The 18,467-nt window shown below is 57.3% G+C and carries 18 protein-coding genes; 9 read left to right on the top strand and 9 right to left on the bottom strand.

From position 1 onward, the window contains the following. Positions 1–52: 52 nt before the first annotated feature. Positions 53–505 (bottom strand): macrodomain Ter protein MatP, encoded by a 453-nt coding sequence (matP, locus tag DBY73_RS00265; protein WP_112009241.1) that lies wholly within the window; start codon positions 503–505, stop codon positions 53–55. 185 nt (positions 506–690) lie between these two features. Here matP and DBY73_RS00260 point away from each other — a divergent pair, with 185 nt between their 5' ends. Further along, positions 691–2,451, top strand: coding sequence for a Lon protease family protein (locus DBY73_RS00260; protein ID WP_112009240.1), 1,761 nt, complete (start codon positions 691–693; stop codon positions 2,449–2,451). A 68-nt stretch (positions 2,452–2,519) separates the two neighbouring features. Continuing rightward, positions 2,520–3,038: a 3-hydroxyacyl-[acyl-carrier-protein] dehydratase FabA gene (gene fabA / locus DBY73_RS00255; protein ID WP_006174537.1), complete on the top strand. Its 519-nt coding sequence runs from the start codon at positions 2,520–2,522 to the stop codon at positions 3,036–3,038. Between the two features lie 71 nt (positions 3,039–3,109). Here fabA and rmf read toward each other — a convergent pair whose 3' ends face one another. The 6 genes from rmf to rlmKL all read right to left on the bottom strand — a co-directional run bounded on the left by rmf (position 3,110) and on the right by rlmKL (position 11,035). Next, entirely contained in the window at positions 3,110–3,277 is a 168-nt protein-coding gene (rmf, locus tag DBY73_RS00250; protein WP_010429337.1) for a ribosome modulation factor, read from the bottom strand. A gap of 254 nt (positions 3,278–3,531) precedes the next feature. Continuing rightward, the gene (gene pqiC / locus DBY73_RS00245) at positions 3,532–4,098 is read right to left on the bottom strand and encodes a membrane integrity-associated transporter subunit PqiC (protein WP_112009239.1); all 567 of its coding nucleotides are present in this window, start codon (positions 4,096–4,098) and stop codon (positions 3,532–3,534) included. Then, on the bottom strand, positions 4,095–5,735 hold the full coding sequence (pqiB, locus tag DBY73_RS00240; protein ID WP_112009238.1) for an intermembrane transport protein PqiB: 1,641 nt from the start codon (positions 5,733–5,735) through the stop codon (positions 4,095–4,097). Before pqiB ends, pqiC begins: the two co-directional genes overlap by 4 nt. Positions 5,736–5,739: 4 nt before the next feature. Continuing rightward, positions 5,740–6,993: a membrane integrity-associated transporter subunit PqiA gene (gene pqiA, locus DBY73_RS00235; protein WP_112009237.1), complete on the bottom strand. Its 1,254-nt coding sequence runs from the start codon at positions 6,991–6,993 to the stop codon at positions 5,740–5,742. A 13-nt stretch (positions 6,994–7,006) separates the two neighbouring features. Continuing rightward, positions 7,007–8,914, bottom strand: a complete 1,908-nt coding sequence (locus DBY73_RS00230) for an ABC transporter ATP-binding protein (protein WP_112009236.1) — start codon at positions 8,912–8,914, stop codon at positions 7,007–7,009. A 12-nt stretch (positions 8,915–8,926) separates the two neighbouring features. Then, positions 8,927–11,035 (bottom strand): bifunctional 23S rRNA (guanine(2069)-N(7))-methyltransferase RlmK/23S rRNA (guanine(2445)-N(2))-methyltransferase RlmL, encoded by a 2,109-nt coding sequence (rlmKL, locus tag DBY73_RS00225; RefSeq protein ID WP_112009235.1) that lies wholly within the window; start codon positions 11,033–11,035, stop codon positions 8,927–8,929. A gap of 98 nt (positions 11,036–11,133) precedes the next feature. On the opposite strand from rlmKL, the gene DBY73_RS00220 reads away from it, so the two are divergent. Further along, positions 11,134–12,243, top strand: a complete 1,110-nt coding sequence (locus tag DBY73_RS00220; protein WP_112009234.1) for a YcbX family protein — start codon at positions 11,134–11,136, stop codon at positions 12,241–12,243. On the opposite strand, the gene zapC is transcribed toward DBY73_RS00220, so the two are convergent. After that, positions 12,240–12,782: a cell division protein ZapC gene (zapC, locus tag DBY73_RS00215; protein WP_112009233.1), complete on the bottom strand. Its 543-nt coding sequence runs from the start codon at positions 12,780–12,782 to the stop codon at positions 12,240–12,242. The genes DBY73_RS00220 and zapC overlap by 4 nt on opposite strands. 166 nt (positions 12,783–12,948) lie before the next feature. Next, positions 12,949–13,959, bottom strand: a complete 1,011-nt coding sequence (gene pyrD, locus DBY73_RS00210; protein WP_112009232.1) for a quinone-dependent dihydroorotate dehydrogenase — start codon at positions 13,957–13,959, stop codon at positions 12,949–12,951. Here pyrD and DBY73_RS22030 point away from each other — a divergent pair. The 6 genes from DBY73_RS22030 to ssuB are packed head-to-tail and all read left to right on the top strand — an operon-like array spanning position 13,958 to position 18,450. Further along, positions 13,958–14,179, top strand: a complete 222-nt coding sequence (locus tag DBY73_RS22030; RefSeq protein ID WP_146745731.1) for a hypothetical protein — start codon at positions 13,958–13,960, stop codon at positions 14,177–14,179. The genes pyrD and DBY73_RS22030 overlap by 2 nt on opposite strands. 29 nt (positions 14,180–14,208) lie before the next feature. Then, entirely contained in the window at positions 14,209–14,784 is a 576-nt protein-coding gene (gene ssuE, locus DBY73_RS00205; protein WP_112009231.1) for an NADPH-dependent FMN reductase, read from the top strand. Next, positions 14,777–15,739, top strand: a complete 963-nt coding sequence (locus DBY73_RS00200) for a sulfonate ABC transporter substrate-binding protein (RefSeq protein WP_112009230.1) — start codon at positions 14,777–14,779, stop codon at positions 15,737–15,739. Before ssuE ends, DBY73_RS00200 begins: the two co-directional genes overlap by 8 nt. Beyond that, the gene (ssuD, locus tag DBY73_RS00195) at positions 15,736–16,881 is read left to right on the top strand and encodes an FMNH2-dependent alkanesulfonate monooxygenase (RefSeq protein ID WP_112009229.1); all 1,146 of its coding nucleotides are present in this window, start codon (positions 15,736–15,738) and stop codon (positions 16,879–16,881) included. Before DBY73_RS00200 ends, ssuD begins: the two co-directional genes overlap by 4 nt. 10 nt (positions 16,882–16,891) lie before the next feature. Beyond that, positions 16,892–17,683, top strand: coding sequence for an aliphatic sulfonate ABC transporter permease SsuC (ssuC, locus tag DBY73_RS00190; RefSeq protein ID WP_112009228.1), 792 nt, complete (start codon positions 16,892–16,894; stop codon positions 17,681–17,683). Further along, complete coding sequence (gene ssuB / locus DBY73_RS00185; RefSeq protein WP_112009227.1) at positions 17,680–18,450, top strand: aliphatic sulfonates ABC transporter ATP-binding protein; 771 nt, start codon at positions 17,680–17,682, stop codon at positions 18,448–18,450. Before ssuC ends, ssuB begins: the two co-directional genes overlap by 4 nt. Positions 18,451–18,467 lie beyond the last annotated feature (17 nt).

Below are 18,467 nucleotides of genomic sequence, written 5' to 3'. Positions count from 1 at the left end.
AAAAAAACCCCGCGCTGCGGGGTTTTTTATTGCCTGTAGAAAACGAAAAAAGTTACTTTTTACCCAGCAAGGCCTGCAGATCGTTTTTCAACGTCGACATCTGGCTCGCATACTTCTCTTTATGCTCCGCATCTTCTATCAGCTGCACCACCGTTTCCGATAGCGTCTTTCCGCGCCTTTGCGCCAGCCCGGCCAGCCGCTGCCAGACCATGAACTCCAGGTCGATGGATTTTTTGCGGGTGTGCTGATGCTCGGCGTTAAAATGCCGCTTACGACGCGCGCGGATAGTCTGCTTCATGCGGTTCAACAGCGCGGGATTGATATGTTTCGCAATCCAACTATTGACCTGTACCGGTTCATTTTCGAGGGTCAGCAAAATATCCACGGCTTCTTGCGCAGCACTGGCTTCGATATAGCAGGTAATCAGCTCTCCCTCGCGGTGCTTTTTGACCAGATATTTCCATTTCCAGCCGCTTTCGAGGTTTTCCAGTTGTTGATATTTCATTGCGTTCTCAGTGTTACCACGTAACTCTGTTCAGAATATCAGTTTTTTTGCAATCTGCTGAAAAGAAATCATACCCTGTGAAGCATTCCAGGATATTCCCTCCGCGAAAAACCAATCCTGCTTGGGAAGAGACCTCCGCTTACGGTATACTCCACGTTTTTACATCTGACTAAAAAACATCAACTTTGACCATTACGAAACTTGCATGGCGCGATCTGGTTCCGGATACCGAAAGCTATCAGGCGCTTTTTACACAACCAGAGCTCGCAGAAGAAAACGAATTTATACTTAGCGACACACAACCGCGTTTGCATTACGCGCTGGAGCAGATGATAAGCCCGTGGGCGACATCTCCCTTCATGCTGCTCAAGGCCCCGGAAGAAGCCGAGTATTTGACGCTTCTTAGCGATGCCATGCGCCAGCTAAAGCCGGAGGCGGAAACGGTCTTTGGTGGTCAATATCATATTGCGGGACGCAGCATCACTTTTGAACCGGCACAGCAGGCGGACGCGCGTTTTGCGGCAAAAGGTGAAATCATCTCGGCTAGCTGGGTTGAAGCCGAGCAGCTGTTTGGCTGTCTGCGCCAGTTCAACGGCGAGCTGTCGCTACAGCCGGGCCTGGTACACCGCGCGAACGGCGGGGTGTTAATTATCGCCCTGCGTACCTTGCTTGCTCAGCCGCTGCTGTGGATGCGCCTGAAAACGATTGTAAGCCAGCAGCGCTTCGACTGGGTGGGTTACGATGAGTCTCGCCCGCTGCCGGTCTCCATTCCTTCTATGCCTCTGTCTCTGACCGTGGTCCTCACGGGGGATCGCGAGTCGCTGGCTGATTTCCAGGAGATGGAACCCGAGCTGGCCGAGCAGGCCGTTTATAGCGAATATGAAGATAATATTCAGATCGCTGACGCTGATGATATGGCGTTATGGCGTCAATGGGTTCTCGACGTTGCAAAACGCTTCGCGCTCCCTGCCCCGTCAGCAGACGCGTGGCAGGGCTTGATCCGCGAAGCCGTTCGTTACACCGGCGATCGGGAAACGCTCCCGCTCTGCCCGCTCTGGATCGGTAAACAGCTTCGCGAAGTGGGCGTTATCAGCGGTCAGGGGACGTTTACGGGTGAACAGTTTGCTCAAATGCTTGCCCAGCGCGAATGGCGAGAGGGTTATCTTGCCGATCGGATGCAGGACGAAATTCTGCTGGAGCAGATCCTTGTTGAAACGGAAGGCGAACGCATCGGGCAGATTAACGCCCTTTCGGTGATTGAGTTTCCAGGACATCCTCGCGCCTTCGGTGAGCCTTCGCGCATCAGCTGCGTCGTCCACGTGGGCGATGGTGAATTTACCGATATCGAACGCAAAGCCGAGCTGGGTGGAAACATTCACGCCAAAGGCATGATGATCATGCAGGCATTTCTGATGTCTGAGCTCCAGCTTGAGCAGCAAATTCCCTTCTCGGCGTCGCTGACTTTTGAACAATCCTACAGCGAAGTCGACGGTGATAGCGCCTCAATGGCCGAGCTGTGCGCGTTGATAAGCGCCCTCGCTGAAGTACCGATTAATCAGAACCTCGCAATCACCGGATCGGTCGATCAGTTTGGTCGCGCCCAGCCGGTAGGCGGCCTGAACGAGAAAATTGAAGGATTTTTCGCCATCTGCCAACAGCGCGGGTTAAACGGCAAGCAGGGCGTAATTATTCCCGCCCCTAATGCCCGACATTTAAGCCTGAGCCAGGCGGTTCTTGACGCGGTAGAACAGCAGCAATTTACGATCTGGGCCATCGAAGGTATTGAGGATGCACTACCCTTACTGACGAACCTGGTCTGGGATGGAGAAGGTCAAACTACGCTTCTGCAAACCATTCAGGAGCGCATTGCGCAGGCGACACAACCGGATGCCCGACACCGTTATCCATGGCCGTTACGCTGGCTGGGCTGGTTTAGTCCGAACTGATCGGACTTGTTCAGCGTACACGTGTTAGCTATCCTGCGTGCTTCACTAAAATAAGGCTTACTGAGAACATGGTAGATAAACGCGAATCCTATACAAAAGAAGATCTTCTTGCCTCTGGTCGCGGTGAACTGTTTGGCGCGAACGGCCCACAGTTACCGGCCCCAAGCATGCTGATGATGGACCGTGTCGTGAAAATGACCGAAACCGGCGGCAACTTTGATAAGGGCTACGTTGAAGCGGAACTCGATATCAACCCGGACCTGTGGTTCTTTGGTTGCCACTTTATTGGCGATCCGGTAATGCCTGGCTGCCTGGGCCTTGATGCCATGTGGCAGCTGGTTGGCTTTTATCTGGGCTGGCTCGGCGGCGAAGGCAAAGGCCGCGCGCTGGGCGTGGGCGAAGTGAAGTTCACCGGACAGGTTCTGCCAACCGCGAAAAAAGTGACCTACCGTATTCACTTTAAGCGTATCGTTAACCGTCGTCTGATCATGGGCCTGGCCGATGGTGAAGTGCTGGTTGACGGCCGCCTGATTTACTCAGCAAGCGATCTGAAAGTGGGCTTGTTCCAGGATACCTCAGCGTTCTGATTCAGGCGCTATCCAGGTCCAGAAAGGCGAAACCTCCGCAGTGCGGAGGTTTCTTTTTTAAAGAGACGCTATCAAGCAAGTACTGCCCTGTCTCCGATGGCTTCTCGCCAGCCCCCTAACCATTGAGACCTTTGGTTCAAAGTCTGATAGGGACACATTTCTTTAGAACGTCCGGCGATGCCAGCCTGATAACCACGTTGATGAGCCCTTTCCAGGCGATCTCGTTTCTGTCTCTTCATGCCTCGTTTCCCTCATTCTTTTGTCTGGTGGAAAGAAAACAGTGATTGCAAAGTGTGCAACCACAGATAACGAATACCCTGGATAAGCGGCAGCGTCAACGCTCAAAATTCATACGGGTGTCATATATGTGAGCTATGCAAAAGTTCATTTGTACAAAAAATGTGATACAGCACAAGTAACGTTCTGAAGGTACACCGAAAAAAAAGCCGCTATCAGCGAGGGTCCGATAGCGGCTTTTGTCGATGAATTTTACTTATGGCAACCGGGAAATCTCTCTCGCAATGCTGGCCGACTCCTGTGCCCAGCCCTGCGCCAGAACTTTCACCATCTCATCATAACCGTCCTGCTGCTGCTTTAGCTCAAGATGGAAAGGGCGCTTAATCAGCTGCCCCTGATGATTCAGCAGCCACTCCCCGCTCACCACCACCGCCCCGTCATAGCGGCCGTGGAATCCTGTCACCGTCACGTTCAGCGTGTCCTGGTCACTGCCAAGAGGCTGCGAGGCCACCACCCAGCCCGGAAGCTGGCTGCCAAGGTTAGCCACCAGCGTATTCCGCAGCTGCTGATCCAGCGGGCTGGCCCACAGGTTGTTATTGGCAATCACGTATTTTACGTCGCTGGTTTGATATACCACGCCGTTTCCGGCGAGGTAATCCGGCACGGAGACCTGCTCAACCCACAGCAGCCGGTTCCCTTGGGCCGCACTGCTCTGCATTCCAGCCTGTGCGGACACCGGCAGCTGATAGTAGCTTTTCGTCTCGCTTCCTGAGCTACAGGCCGTAAGCACCAGTGCTCCCGCAATTGCTAGCCATTTTTTCATTGTTTCGCCCTCTTCGGCTCAGGATCTTTTTTATCTTTCGCTTCGAACACCAGCGCATTGCTCTTCTCGTTGAGCGTTTTGAGCACCGGCTGTAGCTCACGCAGTACCTGATCGAGGCGCTGCATATCCGCCACCATCTTGTTGTACGCCGCGGAGCCCGGCTGGAAGCCCTGCATGCTGCGGTTGAGTTCGCGCAGCGTTTTCTGCATATCCTGCGGCAGCTGCTGCATGGACTGGCTGGAGGTCACCTTGTTGATGTTATCCAGCGTGGTTTGCAGACGACGCATCGTGGCCTGGCTCTCGCTCAGGGAGCTGGTTGCGGCTTCAATCATCGGATTCAGCGGCAGATTGTTAATCTTATCCAGCGTCTCCATCAGCCGCTGCTGGATCTGCGCCAGGCCGCTGCTGACCGTTGGGATAATGGTGTAACCGCCGAAGTCGCGCATGCCGGTAATCGGCGGTGCTTTCGGATAGAAATCCATATCCACGTACAGCGCGCCGGTCACCAGGTTACCGGTTTTGAGCGAGCCGCGCAGGCCCCGGTTCAGCAGGTCATTAATATGCGCGCCAATATCCTGAGTAACGCCAATCTGATTGATCAAACGCTCGGGCTCGATGCGAATCAGCACCGGAATGCGATAATCATCATCCAGCACCTGCTGGAGCCCAGGGACAAAGAACGGCACCTGTCCTACCGTACCCAGACGAATACCGCGGAACTCAACCGGTGCGCCAGGCTGCAGGCCGCGAACGGAATCCTTAAAGAACATCAGGTAGTCGATGTGATCGGTGTATAGCGCATCCTGAATGCTTTTCTGATCGTCAAAGAGCCTGAATGCCGTTTTCTCCGCAACAGGTTGCCCAAGATCAATCCCTTCCGGCACGTCAAAGCTTACGCCGCCGCCGAATAGCGTGGTCAGGGAGCCCATTTCCACGCGCATGCCGGCAGATGTTAGATCGACCGCGATCCCGCTGTCTTTCCAGAAGCGAACGTTGCTGGTGACCAGGCGATCGTTTGGCGCGTTAATAAACAGCTGATAGCTGATGGCGCGCTTTTGCGGATCAAACGTGCTGGTTTCGACCGAGCCGACGCGATAGCCCCTAAACAGCACGGGATCGCCGGGCGAAAGCTGCCCCGCCTTCTTGCTGTCGAGGATCACGCGGATGCCTTTTGCGTCAGGGGGTGCCAGAGGCGGAGCGTCCAGCAGCTGATAGTCGGCTGGCTGAGCACCTTTACTCCCCGGCTGCAGCTCAATATAGGCACCGGAAAGCAGCGTGCCCAAGCCGCTGATCCCTTCACGCCCGACCTGCGGTTTCACCACCCAGAAGACGGAATCGCCGTGCAGCAGCTTTTCCATGCCGGCGTGCAGGCGAGCCTTGATCTCAACGTGCGTTAAGTCATCGGTCAGGGTTGCGCTTTCCACGACGCCCACATCGACGCTGCGGCTTTTGATGGTGGTTTTGCCCCCCTCAATACCTTCTGCGTTGGTGGTGATAAGCGTCACTTCAGGCCCCTGATGGCTGTAGTGATAAAACAGGATCCAGGCACCGATCAGCGCGGTCACGATGGGAAAAATCCACACCGGCGACCAGTTTTTGACCTTCTGCACTTTCGCCTCTCCACTCTTATTTTCCATGCTCTTACTCTTCCTCATGGCTTGACTCTGGCTCACGATCCCACGATAGACGAGGGTCGAAGGTCATGGCCGCAAACATGGTCATAATGACGACCAACGCAAACATTAATGCACCCATTGCGGGATAAATACTCATCAGTCCCCCCATGCGCACCAGCGCAGAGAGAACGGCAATGACAAACACGTCAATCATGGACCAGCGTCCGACAAATTCGACAACTTCGTAGATAAGATGCATGCGCTCGCTGTCGCGCTTGCCGTGTCCTTTGGCGTCCCAGCAGAGCCAGGCAATCGCAATCATCTTCAGGGTCGGCACCATGATGCTGGCAATGAAAATCACGCCAGCAACGGGATATGACCCCTCGCCCCACAGCAAAATTACCCCGGCCAGGATCGTTGAGGGCATTTTGTCGCCCAGCAGATCGGTGATCATGATGGGCAGAATATTGGCGGGCAAATAGAGCATGATGGAGGTCACCAGCAGCGCCATGGTCCACTGCAGGCTGTTTTTGCGCCGCACGTGGCCTTTTGTCTCACAGCGCGGACACACTTCGGTATCCGCAGGCAGTATCGCCGTACAGCACGAGCAGGAGCGCAGCCCCTGACGAATGCCCGTCACGCCCACTTTAACCGTACGGTTAAGATGCGGCGCAGGCGCGATGTCGTCCCAGGCCCAGCGCCTGTCAACGCACTGAAACGCGCGAAGCTGCAATATGCAGTACAAACACCACGGAATAAAGCTGCTGCCAATGCCCACATCGCCATAGGCCATCAGCTTGACGAAGCTAACCAGTATTCCGGCCAGGAAGATCTCCGCCATTCCCCAGCTCTTAAGCTGGAAAAGGAATCGCGCGAGCCTGATTTTAAGGGCATCCGGCATTCTCACCCGGTTAACGAGCAGCAGAATGACGATCAGGCAAAACGCGGGAACGATTTGGACAAACAGGAGGAAAAATGTACCGAGGCTGGCGTAATCTTCCGAGAACATCACGCCCGGAATTTCAAGCAGCTTAACCTGGCTGGTCATCCCCCCCACCTTCATATAAATGAAGGGGAAGAGATTAGAGAGCACCAGCATGAACAGGGCGACGATAGCGTAGGCAGTGGGACGCTGCCTCGGCGCATCCCACTCGGTTGTCAGCGTTGTACCACAGCGCGGGCACAAGGCCTTATGTCCGTGACCAAGCTCTGGCAACGCCACGAGCATATCGCATTGCGAGCATAATATATGCCTGTCGGCATGGTGCTGGTCACACATAGTTTATCCCTGGTTATGCGCCGTTTTTCAGTGACTCAAGATACTCCCAGCGCTCAAAAGCCTCTTCCAGGGCTTTTTCAGCCGCGGACAGATCAGCCAATACTTTCTGAGTATAGTCGTGCGATTGCGTAAAGAATGAAGCGTCCGCGACCTGAGCCTGCAGCGCTTCAAGCGCGGCCTCCAGCTCTTCCAGCCGTTGCGGTAACCCTTCCAGCTCGCGCTGCAGGTTATAGCTCATTTTAGCCGAGGTTTTTTTAACAGTTTCTGCTTTTGTAACAGCAGGTTCCGGCGCAGCTTTGGATTTCGCCTGTTTTTGCGCCAGATGCTGCGTCTGCTGGCCGCGCGCGTCGTGATAGCCGCCAACGTAGCGGCCAATGCGCCCTGCGCCTTCGAAGATCCAGCATTCCGTCACGGTGTTATCCACAAACTGACGATCGTGGCTCACCAGCATCACGGTGCCCTGATAGCCGTCAATTAGCTCTTCAAGCAGCTCCAGCGTTTCGACATCCAAATCGTTCGTCGGTTCATCGAGGATCAGCAGGTTGCTTGGCTTCAGGAACAGGCGCGCGAGCAGGAGACGGTTTCGTTCCCCACCGGACAGCGCGCGCACCGGCGTCATCGCCCGCTTAGGATGGAACAGGAAGTCCTGGAGATAGCCCAGAACGTGACGCGGCTTACCGTTCACCATCACTTCCTGCTTACCTTCGGCCAGGTTGTCCATCACCGTTCTGTCCGGGTCCAGCTCCGCACGGTGCTGGTCGAAGTAAGCGACTTCCAGCTTGGTGCCGCAGTGAATGCGGCCGCTGTCGGCCTGCAGCTGGCCGAGCATCAGCTTGAGCAGCGTGGTTTTGCCGCAGCCGTTCGGGCCAATCAGCGCGATTTTGTCTCCACGCTGAACCTGCGCAGAGAAATCATTCACCAGCACTTTGCCATCAACCTGATAGTTGACGTTTTCCATCTCAAAGACGATTTTTCCTGAGCGGGAGGCTTCTTCAACCTGCATTTTGGCGCTGCCCATCACTTCGCGGCGCTCGCTGCGCTCGCGACGCATCGCCTTCAGGGCGCGAACGCGCCCCTCGTTGCGGGTACGGCGGGCTTTGATGCCCTGGCGGATCCACACCTCTTCCTGCGCCAGCTTGCGGTCGAACTCGGCGTTTTGCAGCTCTTCCACACGCAGGTTTTCTTCTTTCTCCAGCAGGTAGGTGTCGTAATCGCCCGGATAGGTCACCAGCTTGCCGCGATCGAGATCGACAATGCGGGTTGCCATATTGCGAATAAACGAACGGTCATGGGAGATAAAGATAATGGTGCCGCTAAAGGTTTTCAGGAACCCTTCCAGCCAGTCAATCGCTTCGATATCGAGATGGTTCGTTGGCTCGTCCAGCAGCAGCACCTTCGGCCCGCTGACCAGCGCACGGCCCAGCGCCGCTTTACGCAGCCAGCCGCCGGACAGCGCCGACAGCTCCATATCCGCTTCCAGGCCAAGCTGATCCAGCACCTCGGTGATACGGCTTTCCAGCTGCCACAGGCCGTGGTGGTCCAGCAGCTCCTGCAGGCGCGCCATCTCGTTCAGGTTTTTGTCGCTCGGGTCGGTCATCACCAGATGCGAAATTTCGTGGTAGCGCTTCAGGTATTCAGCCTGCTCGGAGATGCCCTCAGCCACAAAATCGTAGACGCTTCCCGTCACGTTACGCGGCGGGTCCTGCTGCAGGCGGGAGACGATCAAATCCTGTTCGTAGACAATGCGGCCGTCGTCCAGCCCCTGCTCGCGGTTGAGGATTTTCATCAGCGTGGATTTGCCCGCGCCGTTACGGCCTACCAGACAAACGCGCTCGTTATCTTCGATGTGCAGCTCTGCGTTATCGAGAAGCGGCGAGTCGCTGAAGGAGAGCCACGCGCCGTGCATACTAATTAATGACATTTATTTTTCCTTTCAGACCGCGGTGATTAACCAGCAGTTGTGGATCTGACGGTTACGGGCGAAGTCCTGAGACAGCGTTTTTTGGCTGATTTCTTGTGCTTTCAGCCCCAGAGCCGCCAGGCCGTCGTGATCCATGCGGAATCCGCGTTTGTTGTTCGAGAACATAATCGTGCCGCCCTTGCGCAGAAGGCGCTTGAGGTCGGTCATCAGGCGCAGGTGATCGCGTTGAACGTCAAAGCTATCCTCCATGCGCTTGGAGTTGGAGAACGTCGGCGGATCGATGAAGATCAGGTCGAACTGCTCGTCGGTTTCGCGAAGCCAGCCCAGCACGTCGGCCTGCATCAGGCGATGCTGGCGTCCGGTTAAGCCGTTCAGACGCAGGTTACGCTCGGCCCACTCCAGATAGGTGCGGGACATATCCACCGTGGTGGTGCTGCGCGCGCCGCCCAGGCCTGCATGAACGCTGGCGCTGCCGGTGTAGGAGAACAGGTTCAGGAAGTCTTTGCCCTTGCTCATCTGTCCCAGCATGCGGCGGGCAATGCGGTGGTCGAGGAAAAGGCCGGTATCAAGGTAGTCGGTCAGGTTGACCCACAGGCGCGCGTTGTATTCACCCACTTCGATGAAATCGCCCTTCTCGCCCATCTTCTGATACTGATTTTTCCCTTTCTGGCGCTCGCGGGTTTTCAGCACCAGCCTGTTCGGCGCAATGCCGAGCACGCCGATGGTTGCAGCGATCACGTCCAGCATGCGCTGGCGGGCCTTTTGTGCATCAACCGTTTTCGGCGGCGCGTACTCTTGCACCACCACCCAGTCGCCGTAGCGGTCAACCGCAACGTTATATTCCGGCAGATCGGCATCGTACAGGCGATAGCATTCAATGCCTTCCTGCTTCGCCCATTTTTCGAATTTCTTCAAATTTTTGCGCAGACGGTTGGCGTAGTCTTCCGCTACGCCGGACGGCTTACTGTCCGCCGCTTTCTCGGCCAGATGGTAGTTTTTCTGCACGCAGTCCAGAGGACCGTTTTTCGCCTTAAACTGACGGTCGGCGCGCAGCTGTAGGCAGCTCAGCAGCTCTGGCGACGCGCTGAACAGGGAGAGGTTCCAGCCGCCGAAGTGGTCCTTCATATTGCGGCCCAGCAGGCTGTGCAGCGCAATCAGCGCAGGTTCGCTGTCCAGACGCTCGCCGTACGGCGGGTTGCTGACCACGGTGCCGTACGGGCCTTTTGGCAGCGGATTGGTTAAATTCGCGACGTCTTTCACCTCGAAGGTGATTAGTTCGCCGATACCGGCACGGCGGGCGTTGCTGCGGGCGCGCTCAATCACGCGCGGGTCGCTGTCGGAGCCGTAGAAACGGGACGTGTACTCCGCCAGACCTTTGCGCGCGCGGGCCTGCGCTTCGGCTTTCACCTCCTGCCAGATAGCCTCGTCGTGCTGCGCCCAGCCGCTAAAGCCCCAGTGGCCGCGGTGCAGCCCCGGCGCGCGATCGGTCGCCAGCATGGCCGCTTCAATCAGCAGCGTACCGGAACCGCACATCGGGTCCAGCAGCGGCGTTCCTGGCTGCCAGCCTGAGCGCATCACAATGGCTGCGGCCAGAGGCTCTTTAATCGGCGCGATGCCCGTGCGATCGCGGTAGCCGCGCAGGTGCAGACCGTGGCCGCTCAGATCCAGAGAAATGCTGGCAGTGTCGCCGTTCAGCCAGACGTTGATGCGCAGATCGGGATTTTCGCGGTCAACGTTCGGGCGCTCTTTATTTTTACGGGTAAAGCAGTCAACGATGGCGTCTTTGACGCGCAGCGCGCCGTACTGGCTGTTGCGGATTTCATCGTTCACGCCGTTGAAATGCACGGCGAAGGTGCCGCCCGGCGTGAAGATCTCTGTCCAGTCGATCATCTGTACGCCGGTGTAGAGGTCAAGATCGCTGTAGACCTTGCACTCCTTCATCGGAAGCATGATGCGCGACGCCAGGCGGCTCCACATCAGGCTCTGGTAAATAAGCCGCGTGTCGCCCTCGAAATGGACACCACCCTGAACCACCTGGCAGGCTTGCGCGCCCAGGGCTTCCAGTTCAGTTTTTAACAGCTCTTCCAGCCCACGGGCCGTACTGGCAAACAGAGAATTCATATCGTCACTTTTACTCTTAGAAAATTGTCGCGCATTATAGCTAATATGGCGTGTATGTCATAAAGTTGAAGGCTTATTTTCATTTGTGGGAGTGTGCAGTGGCGACGTTATCCAGGCTTTTTATCCATCCGGTGAAATCCATGCGCGGCATTGGCGTTTCTCACGCGCTTGCCGACATGAGCGGATTTGCCTTCGATCGTATTTTTATGGTCACCGAGCCTGACGGCACGTTTATCACAGCAAGACAGTTCCCGCAAATGGTTCGCTTTACCCCTTCCCCGCTGCATGATGGGCTGCACCTGACCGCACCGGACGGCTCCAGCGCGGTCGTGCGCTTCAGCGATTTTGCGCCCGTGGATGCGCCAACGGAAGTGTGGGGCAATCATTTTACCGCGCGCATCGCCCCTGACGACGTTAACCGCTGGCTGAGCGGCTTTTTTGCCCGCGACGTTCAGCTGCGCTGGGTCGGCCCCGAGCTAACGCGCCGCGTTAAGCGACATGATGCCGTTCCGCTCTCCTTCGCTGACGGCTTCCCGTTCCTGCTCACCAGCGAAGCGTCCCTGCGCGATCTGCAAAACCGCTGCAAGGCCAGCGTGAAGATGGAGCAGTTCCGTCCTAACCTGGTGGTGACGGGCGCAGACGCCTGGGATGAGGACACCTGGAAAGTCATTCGAATCGGCAGCGTGATTTTTGACGTGGTGAAGCCGTGCAGCCGCTGCATTTTCACCACCGTGAGCCCTGAGAAAGGCCAAAAGCACCCTTCCGGCGAGCCGCTAAAAACCCTGCAGTCCTTCCGCACCGCGCAGGATAACGGCGACGTGGATTTCGGCCAAAACCTTATCCCCCGCTCAAGCGGCGTGATCCGCGTGGGCGATGACGTCGAGATCCTCGCCCGCGGCCCTGCCAGAGCGTACGGATCCGGTCAGGAAGAGGAGTTCGTCGATCTCGAAACGGCGCCAGCGTCGAGCGTGGACATTCACTGGGAAGGCAAAGTCATCAAGGGGAACAACCAGCAGGTGCTGCTTGAGCAGCTTGAACAAGCGGGAATACGCGTTCCCTATTCCTGCCGCGCGGGGATCTGCGGATGCTGTCGAATTAAACTGATTGAAGGCGAAGTCACCGGGCTGAAAAAATCGGCGATTGGGGAAGACGGTACGATCCTGTGCTGCAGCTGCGTTCCCGTCACGTCGGTACAGCTGGAAGCTTAAACCGCCTGCTCGAGGCTGAATGCATCAACGCGAAGCTGAGGCTTCAGCCTGTCGTTCATCACTTTAATCGCATCGCCAAGCTGCATCATTCGCCCGGCGAACGTCACGCCGGGCTGGGCCAGCAGGCAAAGCGCCGCGTTTTCACCGGGCTCAACCACCAGCAGGTTCACCTCTTCCGCGGTATCGCTTAAATTCACGCTTGCTGCATCCCCCGTTGTCGGTGACCAGTTCACGCCGTGCGCGAGAAAGTGCCAGCTTTTTGGCATCTGTGGCTTGAGGAAACGGATGGCGACCAGGGCATTTAACACCAGCTCGGCGCGCTGTTCTTTTGAAAGGACGAGGTCACGGCATTTCTCTTCAAAGGAGAAATAAAGAGCGGCATCCTCAACGCAGAATCCCGAAGGTGAGAAAGCATCGGGGGTCAACATGCGGCGTGGAAAACGAGAACGAAACAGCATGCCATTGGCTAAATCGAGCATCATTCGATCGTGCTCGTCGCAAAAATACCAGCGCCAGTTATCGTCAGGTTTAATACGCATGTTTCTCTCCCGTCCCCGGAACGTCCTGTTCTAAAAATGTCCTGATTGCCGCTTCGTTTATTACCACATTAATAAAAGACTATAATGTCTAAATAAGCAACAGTGACGGAATATAAAACAACCAGGGCCGGAAATAAAGCCCTGGTTGTCTGATTCAGAGAAAAGATTAGATATGCGTAACGATTTCTTTAATCAGCGGCGGGCCTTTAAAAATAAAGCCGGAATAAATTTGGACCAGCGATGCCCCCGCCGCCATCTTCTCGCGCGCGGCGATGACGGAGTCGATTCCCCCAACGCCGATAATCGGGAGACGACCGTTTAATTCGGCCGACAGGGCACGAATAATTTCGGTACTTTTTAATTGCACCGGACGACCGCTTAAACCACCCGCTTCGTCACAGTGTTTCATTCCCTGCACGAGGGAGCGATCGAGCGTCGTATTGGTGGCAATAACGCCATCAATATTATGGCGAACTAAACTGTCGGCCACCTGGATCAATTCTTCAACGGAAAGATCCGGGGCGATCTTAACCGCCACCGGAACATATTTATGGTGGATCGCCTGAAGTTCATTTTGCTTATTTTTAATACCGCTCAGAAGATCGTCCAGCGCTTCGCCATATTGTAATGAGCGTAGGCCCGGGGTATTCGGCGATGAAATATTTATCGCAATATAACCGGCGTAGGCATAGACTTTTTCCATACAAATCAGATAGTCATCTTTACCCTGCTCAACTGGCGTGTCTTTATTCTTGCCAATATTGATGCCTAATACGCCATCGTAATGGGATTTTTTTACGTTCTCGACCAGGCGATCGACGCCGAGGTTATTGAAGCCCATGCGGTTGATCAGCCCTTCGGCCTCGACCAGCCGGAACAGGCGCGGCTTGTCGTTGCCAGGCTGAGGGCGCGGCGTCACCGTCCCGATCTCGATAGAGCCAAACCCCATCGCGCCCAGCGCATCAATACATTCACCGTTCTTATCAAGGCCAGCCGCGAGGCCCAGCGGATTTTTAAAGGTCAGACCCATGCACTGCGCCGGTTTCTCCGGCACGTTTTGACGCACCAGCGCCGCCAGCGGCGTTCCGGTAATGCGGCGTAATTGCTGAAATGTTAATTCATGGGCGCGCTCTGGATCGAGCTGGAAAAGGGCTTTACGAACGAAGGGGTAGTACATGAACTCTCCTGGATTCCCGGTGTGCAAACCGGGAGGGGATTATCAGCGATCCGGCGCGGAAAGGGAATTGACCTGTGGCAAAAAAAGCGGGTTAAAACGCAAACGTTTACCTTTCAGCGCATTTCTTATGCGGTTTATGGCATTTATTGTGCGGATAAATCATTTAGCGGAGAACGCCCGCGATGTCACACTCCTGAAAATTGTTATCAATGTTAGATAAAAGCAAACAATTAGTTATAAGGAGCCTGCATGCGCGTTATCACCCTGGCCGGAAGTCCCCGATTCCCCTCTCGTTCCAGTTCGCTACTGGAATATGCCCGCGAAAAGCTCAATGCGCTAAACGTGGAAGTGTGTCACTGGAACCTGCACAACTTCGAGCCTGAGGATCTGCTGTACGCCCGTTTTGACAGTCCGGCGCTGAAGACGTTCATCGAACAGCTGAACGGTGCGGATGGCCTAATCGTCGCGACGCCGGTGTATAAAGCCTCGTTTTCTGGCGCGCTGAAAACCCTGCTTGACCTGCTGCCCGAACGCGCGCTGGACGGCAAAGTTGTCCTGCCTCTGGCAACCGGAGGCACCATCGCCCATCTTCTGGCGGTGGACTACGCCCTCAAGCCGGTGCTCAGCGCGCTTAAAGCGCAGGAGATCCTGCACGGCGTCTTTGCTGACGATTCGCAGGTTATCGATTATCAGCACAGGCCGCACTTCACGCCGAACCTGCAAACCCGCCTCGATAGCGCGCTGGAAACGTTCTGGCAGGCCCTCCACCGTCGCGATGCCACGGTGCCTGCGTTCAAGCAGCTGCAAGGAGTGGCCCATGTTTAAAACGTTAACCCGAATCGGACTCGCAGGCCTGCTGGCGATGTCGTCTCTGGCGAATGCGGCCGACGCGGCGCCCGACAGCCTGCGCATCGGCTATCAGAAAGGCAGCGTCAGCATGGTGCTGGCAAAAAATCACCAGCTTCTGGAAAAGCGTTTTCCTGAAACGAAATTCTCCTGGATAGAGTTCCCGGCCGGGCCGCAAATGCTTGAAGCGCTCAATGTCGGCAGTATCGATCTTGGCAGCACGGGCGATATTCCGCCGATCTTTGCGCAGGCCGCGGGCGCGGATCTGGTTTACGTTGGCGTTGAGCCCGCCAAGCCCAAAGCGGAAGTGATCCTGGTTCCAGAGAACAGCGACATTAAGCGCGTCGCCGACCTTAAGGGCCATAAGGTCGCGTTCCAGAAAGGTTCCAGCTCGCACAACCTGCTGCTGCGCGCGCTGCAGGAGGCCGGGCTGAAGTTTACCGACATTCAGCCCGTTTACCTGACGCCCGCCGACGCCCGCGCCGCGTTCCAGCAAAAGAACGTGGATGCCTGGGCCATTTGGGACCCGTACTACTCCGCCGCGCTGCTGCAGGGCGGCGTGCGCGTGCTCAAAGACGGCACCACGCTGAAGCAGACCGGTTCGTTCTATCTCGCCGCACGTCCGTATGCGGAAAAGAACGGCACCTTTATTCAGGGCGTGCTGGATACCTTTACCGAGGCCGATGCGCTGACGCAAACCCAGCGACAGGCGAGCATCGCCCTGCTGGCCAAAACCATGGGCTTGCCTGAACCGGTAATTGCGAGCTACCTCAATCATCGGCCGCCCACCCGGATTACTCCCGTGGACGCGCGCGTCGCCGCGCTTCAGCAGCAAACCGCAGATCTCTTTTATCAAAACCGCCTGGTGCCAAAACAGGTCAATATTCGCGAACGCATCTGGCAGCCTGCCGGCAAAGAAGGAACCAAATCATGAGTCTGAATCTTTTCTGGTTTTTACCTACCCACGGTGACGGCCACTATCTGGGTACCGAAGAAGGGTCTCGTCCCGTTGACCATGGCTACCTGCAGCAAATTGCGCAGGCGGCGGACCGCATCGGCTTTACCGGCGTGCTGATCCCGACCGGACGCTCCTGCGAGGACGCCTGGCTGGTCGCAGCCTCGATGATCCCGGTCACCCAGCGGCTGAAGTTTCTCGTCGCGCTGCGCCCAAGCGTCGTTTCCCCGACGGTGGCCGCGCGCCAGGCCGCCACGCTGGATCGGCTGTCCAACGGACGCGCGCTGTTTAACCTGGTGACCGGCAGCGATCCGCAGGAGCTGGCGGGCGACGGCGTGTACCTCGATCATACCGAACGCTATGAGGCGTCCGCCGAGTTTACCCGCGTCTGGCGCCGCCTGCTTGAGGGCGAGACGGTGACGTTCGAGGGCAAACACGTCCACGTTCGCGATGCGAAGCTCTACTTCCCGCCGGTGCAGCAGCCGCGTCCGCCGCTCTATTTCGGCGGTTCGTCGGACGTGGCGCAGGATCTGGCGGCCGAACAGGTCGATCTCTACCTAACGTGGGGCGAGCCGCCGCATCTGGTGAAGGAGAAAATTGAACAGGTCCGTGCCAAAGCGGCAGCGCGTGGCCGCAGGGTCCGCTTCGGCATTCGCCTGCACGTCATCGTGCGCGAAACCACTCAAGAGGCCTGGCAGGCTGCGGACCGGCTGATTTCACATCTCGATGATGCCACCATAGCCAAGGCCCAGGCGGCGTTTGCCAAAACCGACTCCGTGGGGCAGCACCGGATGGCGTCGCTGCACAACGGCAAGCGCGAGGATCTGGAGATCGGCCCCAACCTGTGGGCGGGCGTTGGCCTGGTGCGCGGCGGCGCGGGAACGGCGCTGGTGGGCGATGGCCCAACCGTGGCGGCGCGTATCAACGAGTACGCGGAGCTGGGCATCGACAGCTTTATTCTCTCCGGCTATCCGCATCTTGAAGAGGCCTACAGGGTAGGCGAGCTGTTATTTCCGCATCTGGATGTCGCCATCCCGGAGATACCGCAGCCGCAGCGCCTTCAGCTTCAGGGCGAAGCAATTGCAAACGAGTTTATCCCGCGAAAAGCGGCGCAAAGCTAAGGAGACAACCATGTCTGCCACCGCACAAAAATGGCTGCTGCGCGCCGCCCCCTGGTTTCTCCCCGTCGGCATTGTCGCCTTCTGGCAGCTGGCGTCCTCGGTCGGCTGGCTCTCCAGCCGCATACTGCCCTCACCCGAGGGCGTTGTCGAAGCCTTCTGGTCGCTGAGCGTGAGCGGCGAGCTGTGGCAGCACCTGGCGATCAGCTCCTGGCGCGCGGCGATTGGCTTTTCGATTGGCGGCAGCATCGGCCTGGCGCTGGGGCTGATTAGCGGCCTGTCGCGCTGGGGAGAGCGCCTGCTGGACACGTCCGTTCAGATGCTGCGCAACGTGCCGCATCTGGCGCTGATCCCACTGGTTATCCTGTGGTTCGGCATTGATGAGAGCGCCAGGATCTTCCTCGTGGCGCTGGGGACGCTGTTCCCGATTTACATCAATACCTGGCACGGCATTCGCAGCATCGATCGCGGGCTGGTGGAGATGGCGCGCAGCTACGGGCTCTCCGGCTTCGCGCTGTTTATCCACGTGATCCTGCCGGGCGCCCTGCCCTCCATTATGGTCGGCGTGCGCTTTGCGCTGGGCCTGATGTGGCTGACGCTGATCGTTGCTGAAACTATTTCGGCTAACTCCGGCATCGGCTATCTGGCAATGAACGCCCGCGAGTTCCTGCAAACGGACGTGGTGGTGGTTGCCATCATTCTCTACGCCCTGCTCGGCAAGCTTGCCGACGTCAGCGCCCAGTGGCTGGAGCGCACCTGGCTGCGCTGGAACCCGGCCTATACCGCTCAGGAGGCAAAAGCATGAATACGGCTCGACTGAACCAGGGTACGCCGCTGCTGCTTAACGGCGTAACCAAGCGCTACGGCGATAACACAATTCTTAACGCGCTGGATCTTCACATTCCCGCCGGACAGTTCGTGGCCGTGGTGGGCCGCAGCGGCGGCGGAAAAAGCACGCTGCTGCGGCTTTTGGCCGGGCTGGAAGCGCCGAACGGCGGTGAAATTCTCGCAGGCACGACGCCCCTGGCGAACATTCAGGACGATACGCGGATGATGTTTCAGGACGCGCGCCTGCTGCCGTGGAAATCGGTCATTGATAACGTCGGCCTGGGGCTAAAGGGAAGCTGGCGCGATAGCGCGCGTCATGCGCTGGCCGCCGTCGGGCTGGAAAACCGTGCGGCAGAGTGGCCAGCCGCGCTATCCGGCGGTCAAAAGCAGCGCGTGGCGCTGGCAAGGGCGCTGATCCATCGCCCCGGCCTGCTGCTGCTCGATGAACCGCTCGGCGCGCTGGATGCCCTGACGCGCATTGAAATGCAGGAGCTAATCGTTTCGCTATGGCAGACCCACGGCTTTACGGTCATTCTGGTCACGCACGACGTCAGCGAAGCCGTCGCGATGGCCGACCGCGTGCTGCTCATAGAAGAAGGACGAATTGGGCTGGATCTGACGGTGGATATTCCGCGTCCACGCCGCGTGGGCTCGGCCAGGCTGGCGGAGCTGGAGGCGCAGGTTCTTGAGCGGGTGATGAAGCGCGGGGAAACGGAGCTAAGGCGGGCGAAGGCTAATGCCTGATGCCCTCACCCCGGCCC

Origin of the sequence: Enterobacter sp. RIT418, from assembly GCF_003057745.1 — a bacterium.
Lineage (GTDB): Bacteria > Pseudomonadota > Gammaproteobacteria > Enterobacterales > Enterobacteriaceae > Enterobacter.
The sequence above is the reverse complement of the archived record's forward strand: the minus strand, read 5'-3'. Positions and strand labels throughout refer to the sequence as shown.

Bases quoted from the DNA above. Each gene is read 5' to 3' on its own strand.
- matP (WP_112009241.1), bottom strand. From the start codon at position 505: ATGAAATATCAACAACTGGAAAACCTCGAAAGCGGCTGGAAATGGAAA.
- fabA (WP_006174537.1), top strand. From the start codon at position 2,520: ATGGTAGATAAACGCGAATCCTATACAAAAGAAGATCTTCTTGCCTCT.
- rmf (WP_010429337.1), bottom strand. From the start codon at position 3,277: ATGAAGAGACAGAAACGAGATCGCCTGGAAAGGGCTCATCAACGTGGT.
- pqiC (WP_112009239.1), bottom strand. From the start codon at position 4,098: ATGAAAAAATGGCTAGCAATTGCGGGAGCACTGGTGCTTACGGCCTGT.
- pqiB (WP_112009238.1), bottom strand. From the start codon at position 5,735: ATGGAAAATAAGAGTGGAGAGGCGAAAGTGCAGAAGGTCAAAAACTGG.
- pqiA (WP_112009237.1), bottom strand. From the start codon at position 6,993: ATGTGTGACCAGCACCATGCCGACAGGCATATATTATGCTCGCAATGC.
- DBY73_RS00230 (WP_112009236.1), bottom strand. From the start codon at position 8,914: ATGTCATTAATTAGTATGCACGGCGCGTGGCTCTCCTTCAGCGACTCG.
- rlmKL (WP_112009235.1), bottom strand. From the start codon at position 11,035: ATGAATTCTCTGTTTGCCAGTACGGCCCGTGGGCTGGAAGAGCTGTTA.
- zapC (WP_112009233.1), bottom strand. From the start codon at position 12,782: ATGCGTATTAAACCTGACGATAACTGGCGCTGGTATTTTTGCGACGAG.
- DBY73_RS22030 (WP_146745731.1), top strand. From the start codon at position 13,958: ATGAACTCTCCTGGATTCCCGGTGTGCAAACCGGGAGGGGATTATCAG.
- pyrD (WP_112009232.1), bottom strand. From the start codon at position 13,959: ATGTACTACCCCTTCGTTCGTAAAGCCCTTTTCCAGCTCGATCCAGAG.
- ssuE (WP_112009231.1), top strand. From the start codon at position 14,209: ATGCGCGTTATCACCCTGGCCGGAAGTCCCCGATTCCCCTCTCGTTCC.
- DBY73_RS00200 (WP_112009230.1), top strand. From the start codon at position 14,777: ATGTTTAAAACGTTAACCCGAATCGGACTCGCAGGCCTGCTGGCGATG.
- ssuD (WP_112009229.1), top strand. From the start codon at position 15,736: ATGAGTCTGAATCTTTTCTGGTTTTTACCTACCCACGGTGACGGCCAC.
- ssuC (WP_112009228.1), top strand. From the start codon at position 16,892: ATGTCTGCCACCGCACAAAAATGGCTGCTGCGCGCCGCCCCCTGGTTT.
- ssuB (WP_112009227.1), top strand. From the start codon at position 17,680: ATGAATACGGCTCGACTGAACCAGGGTACGCCGCTGCTGCTTAACGGC.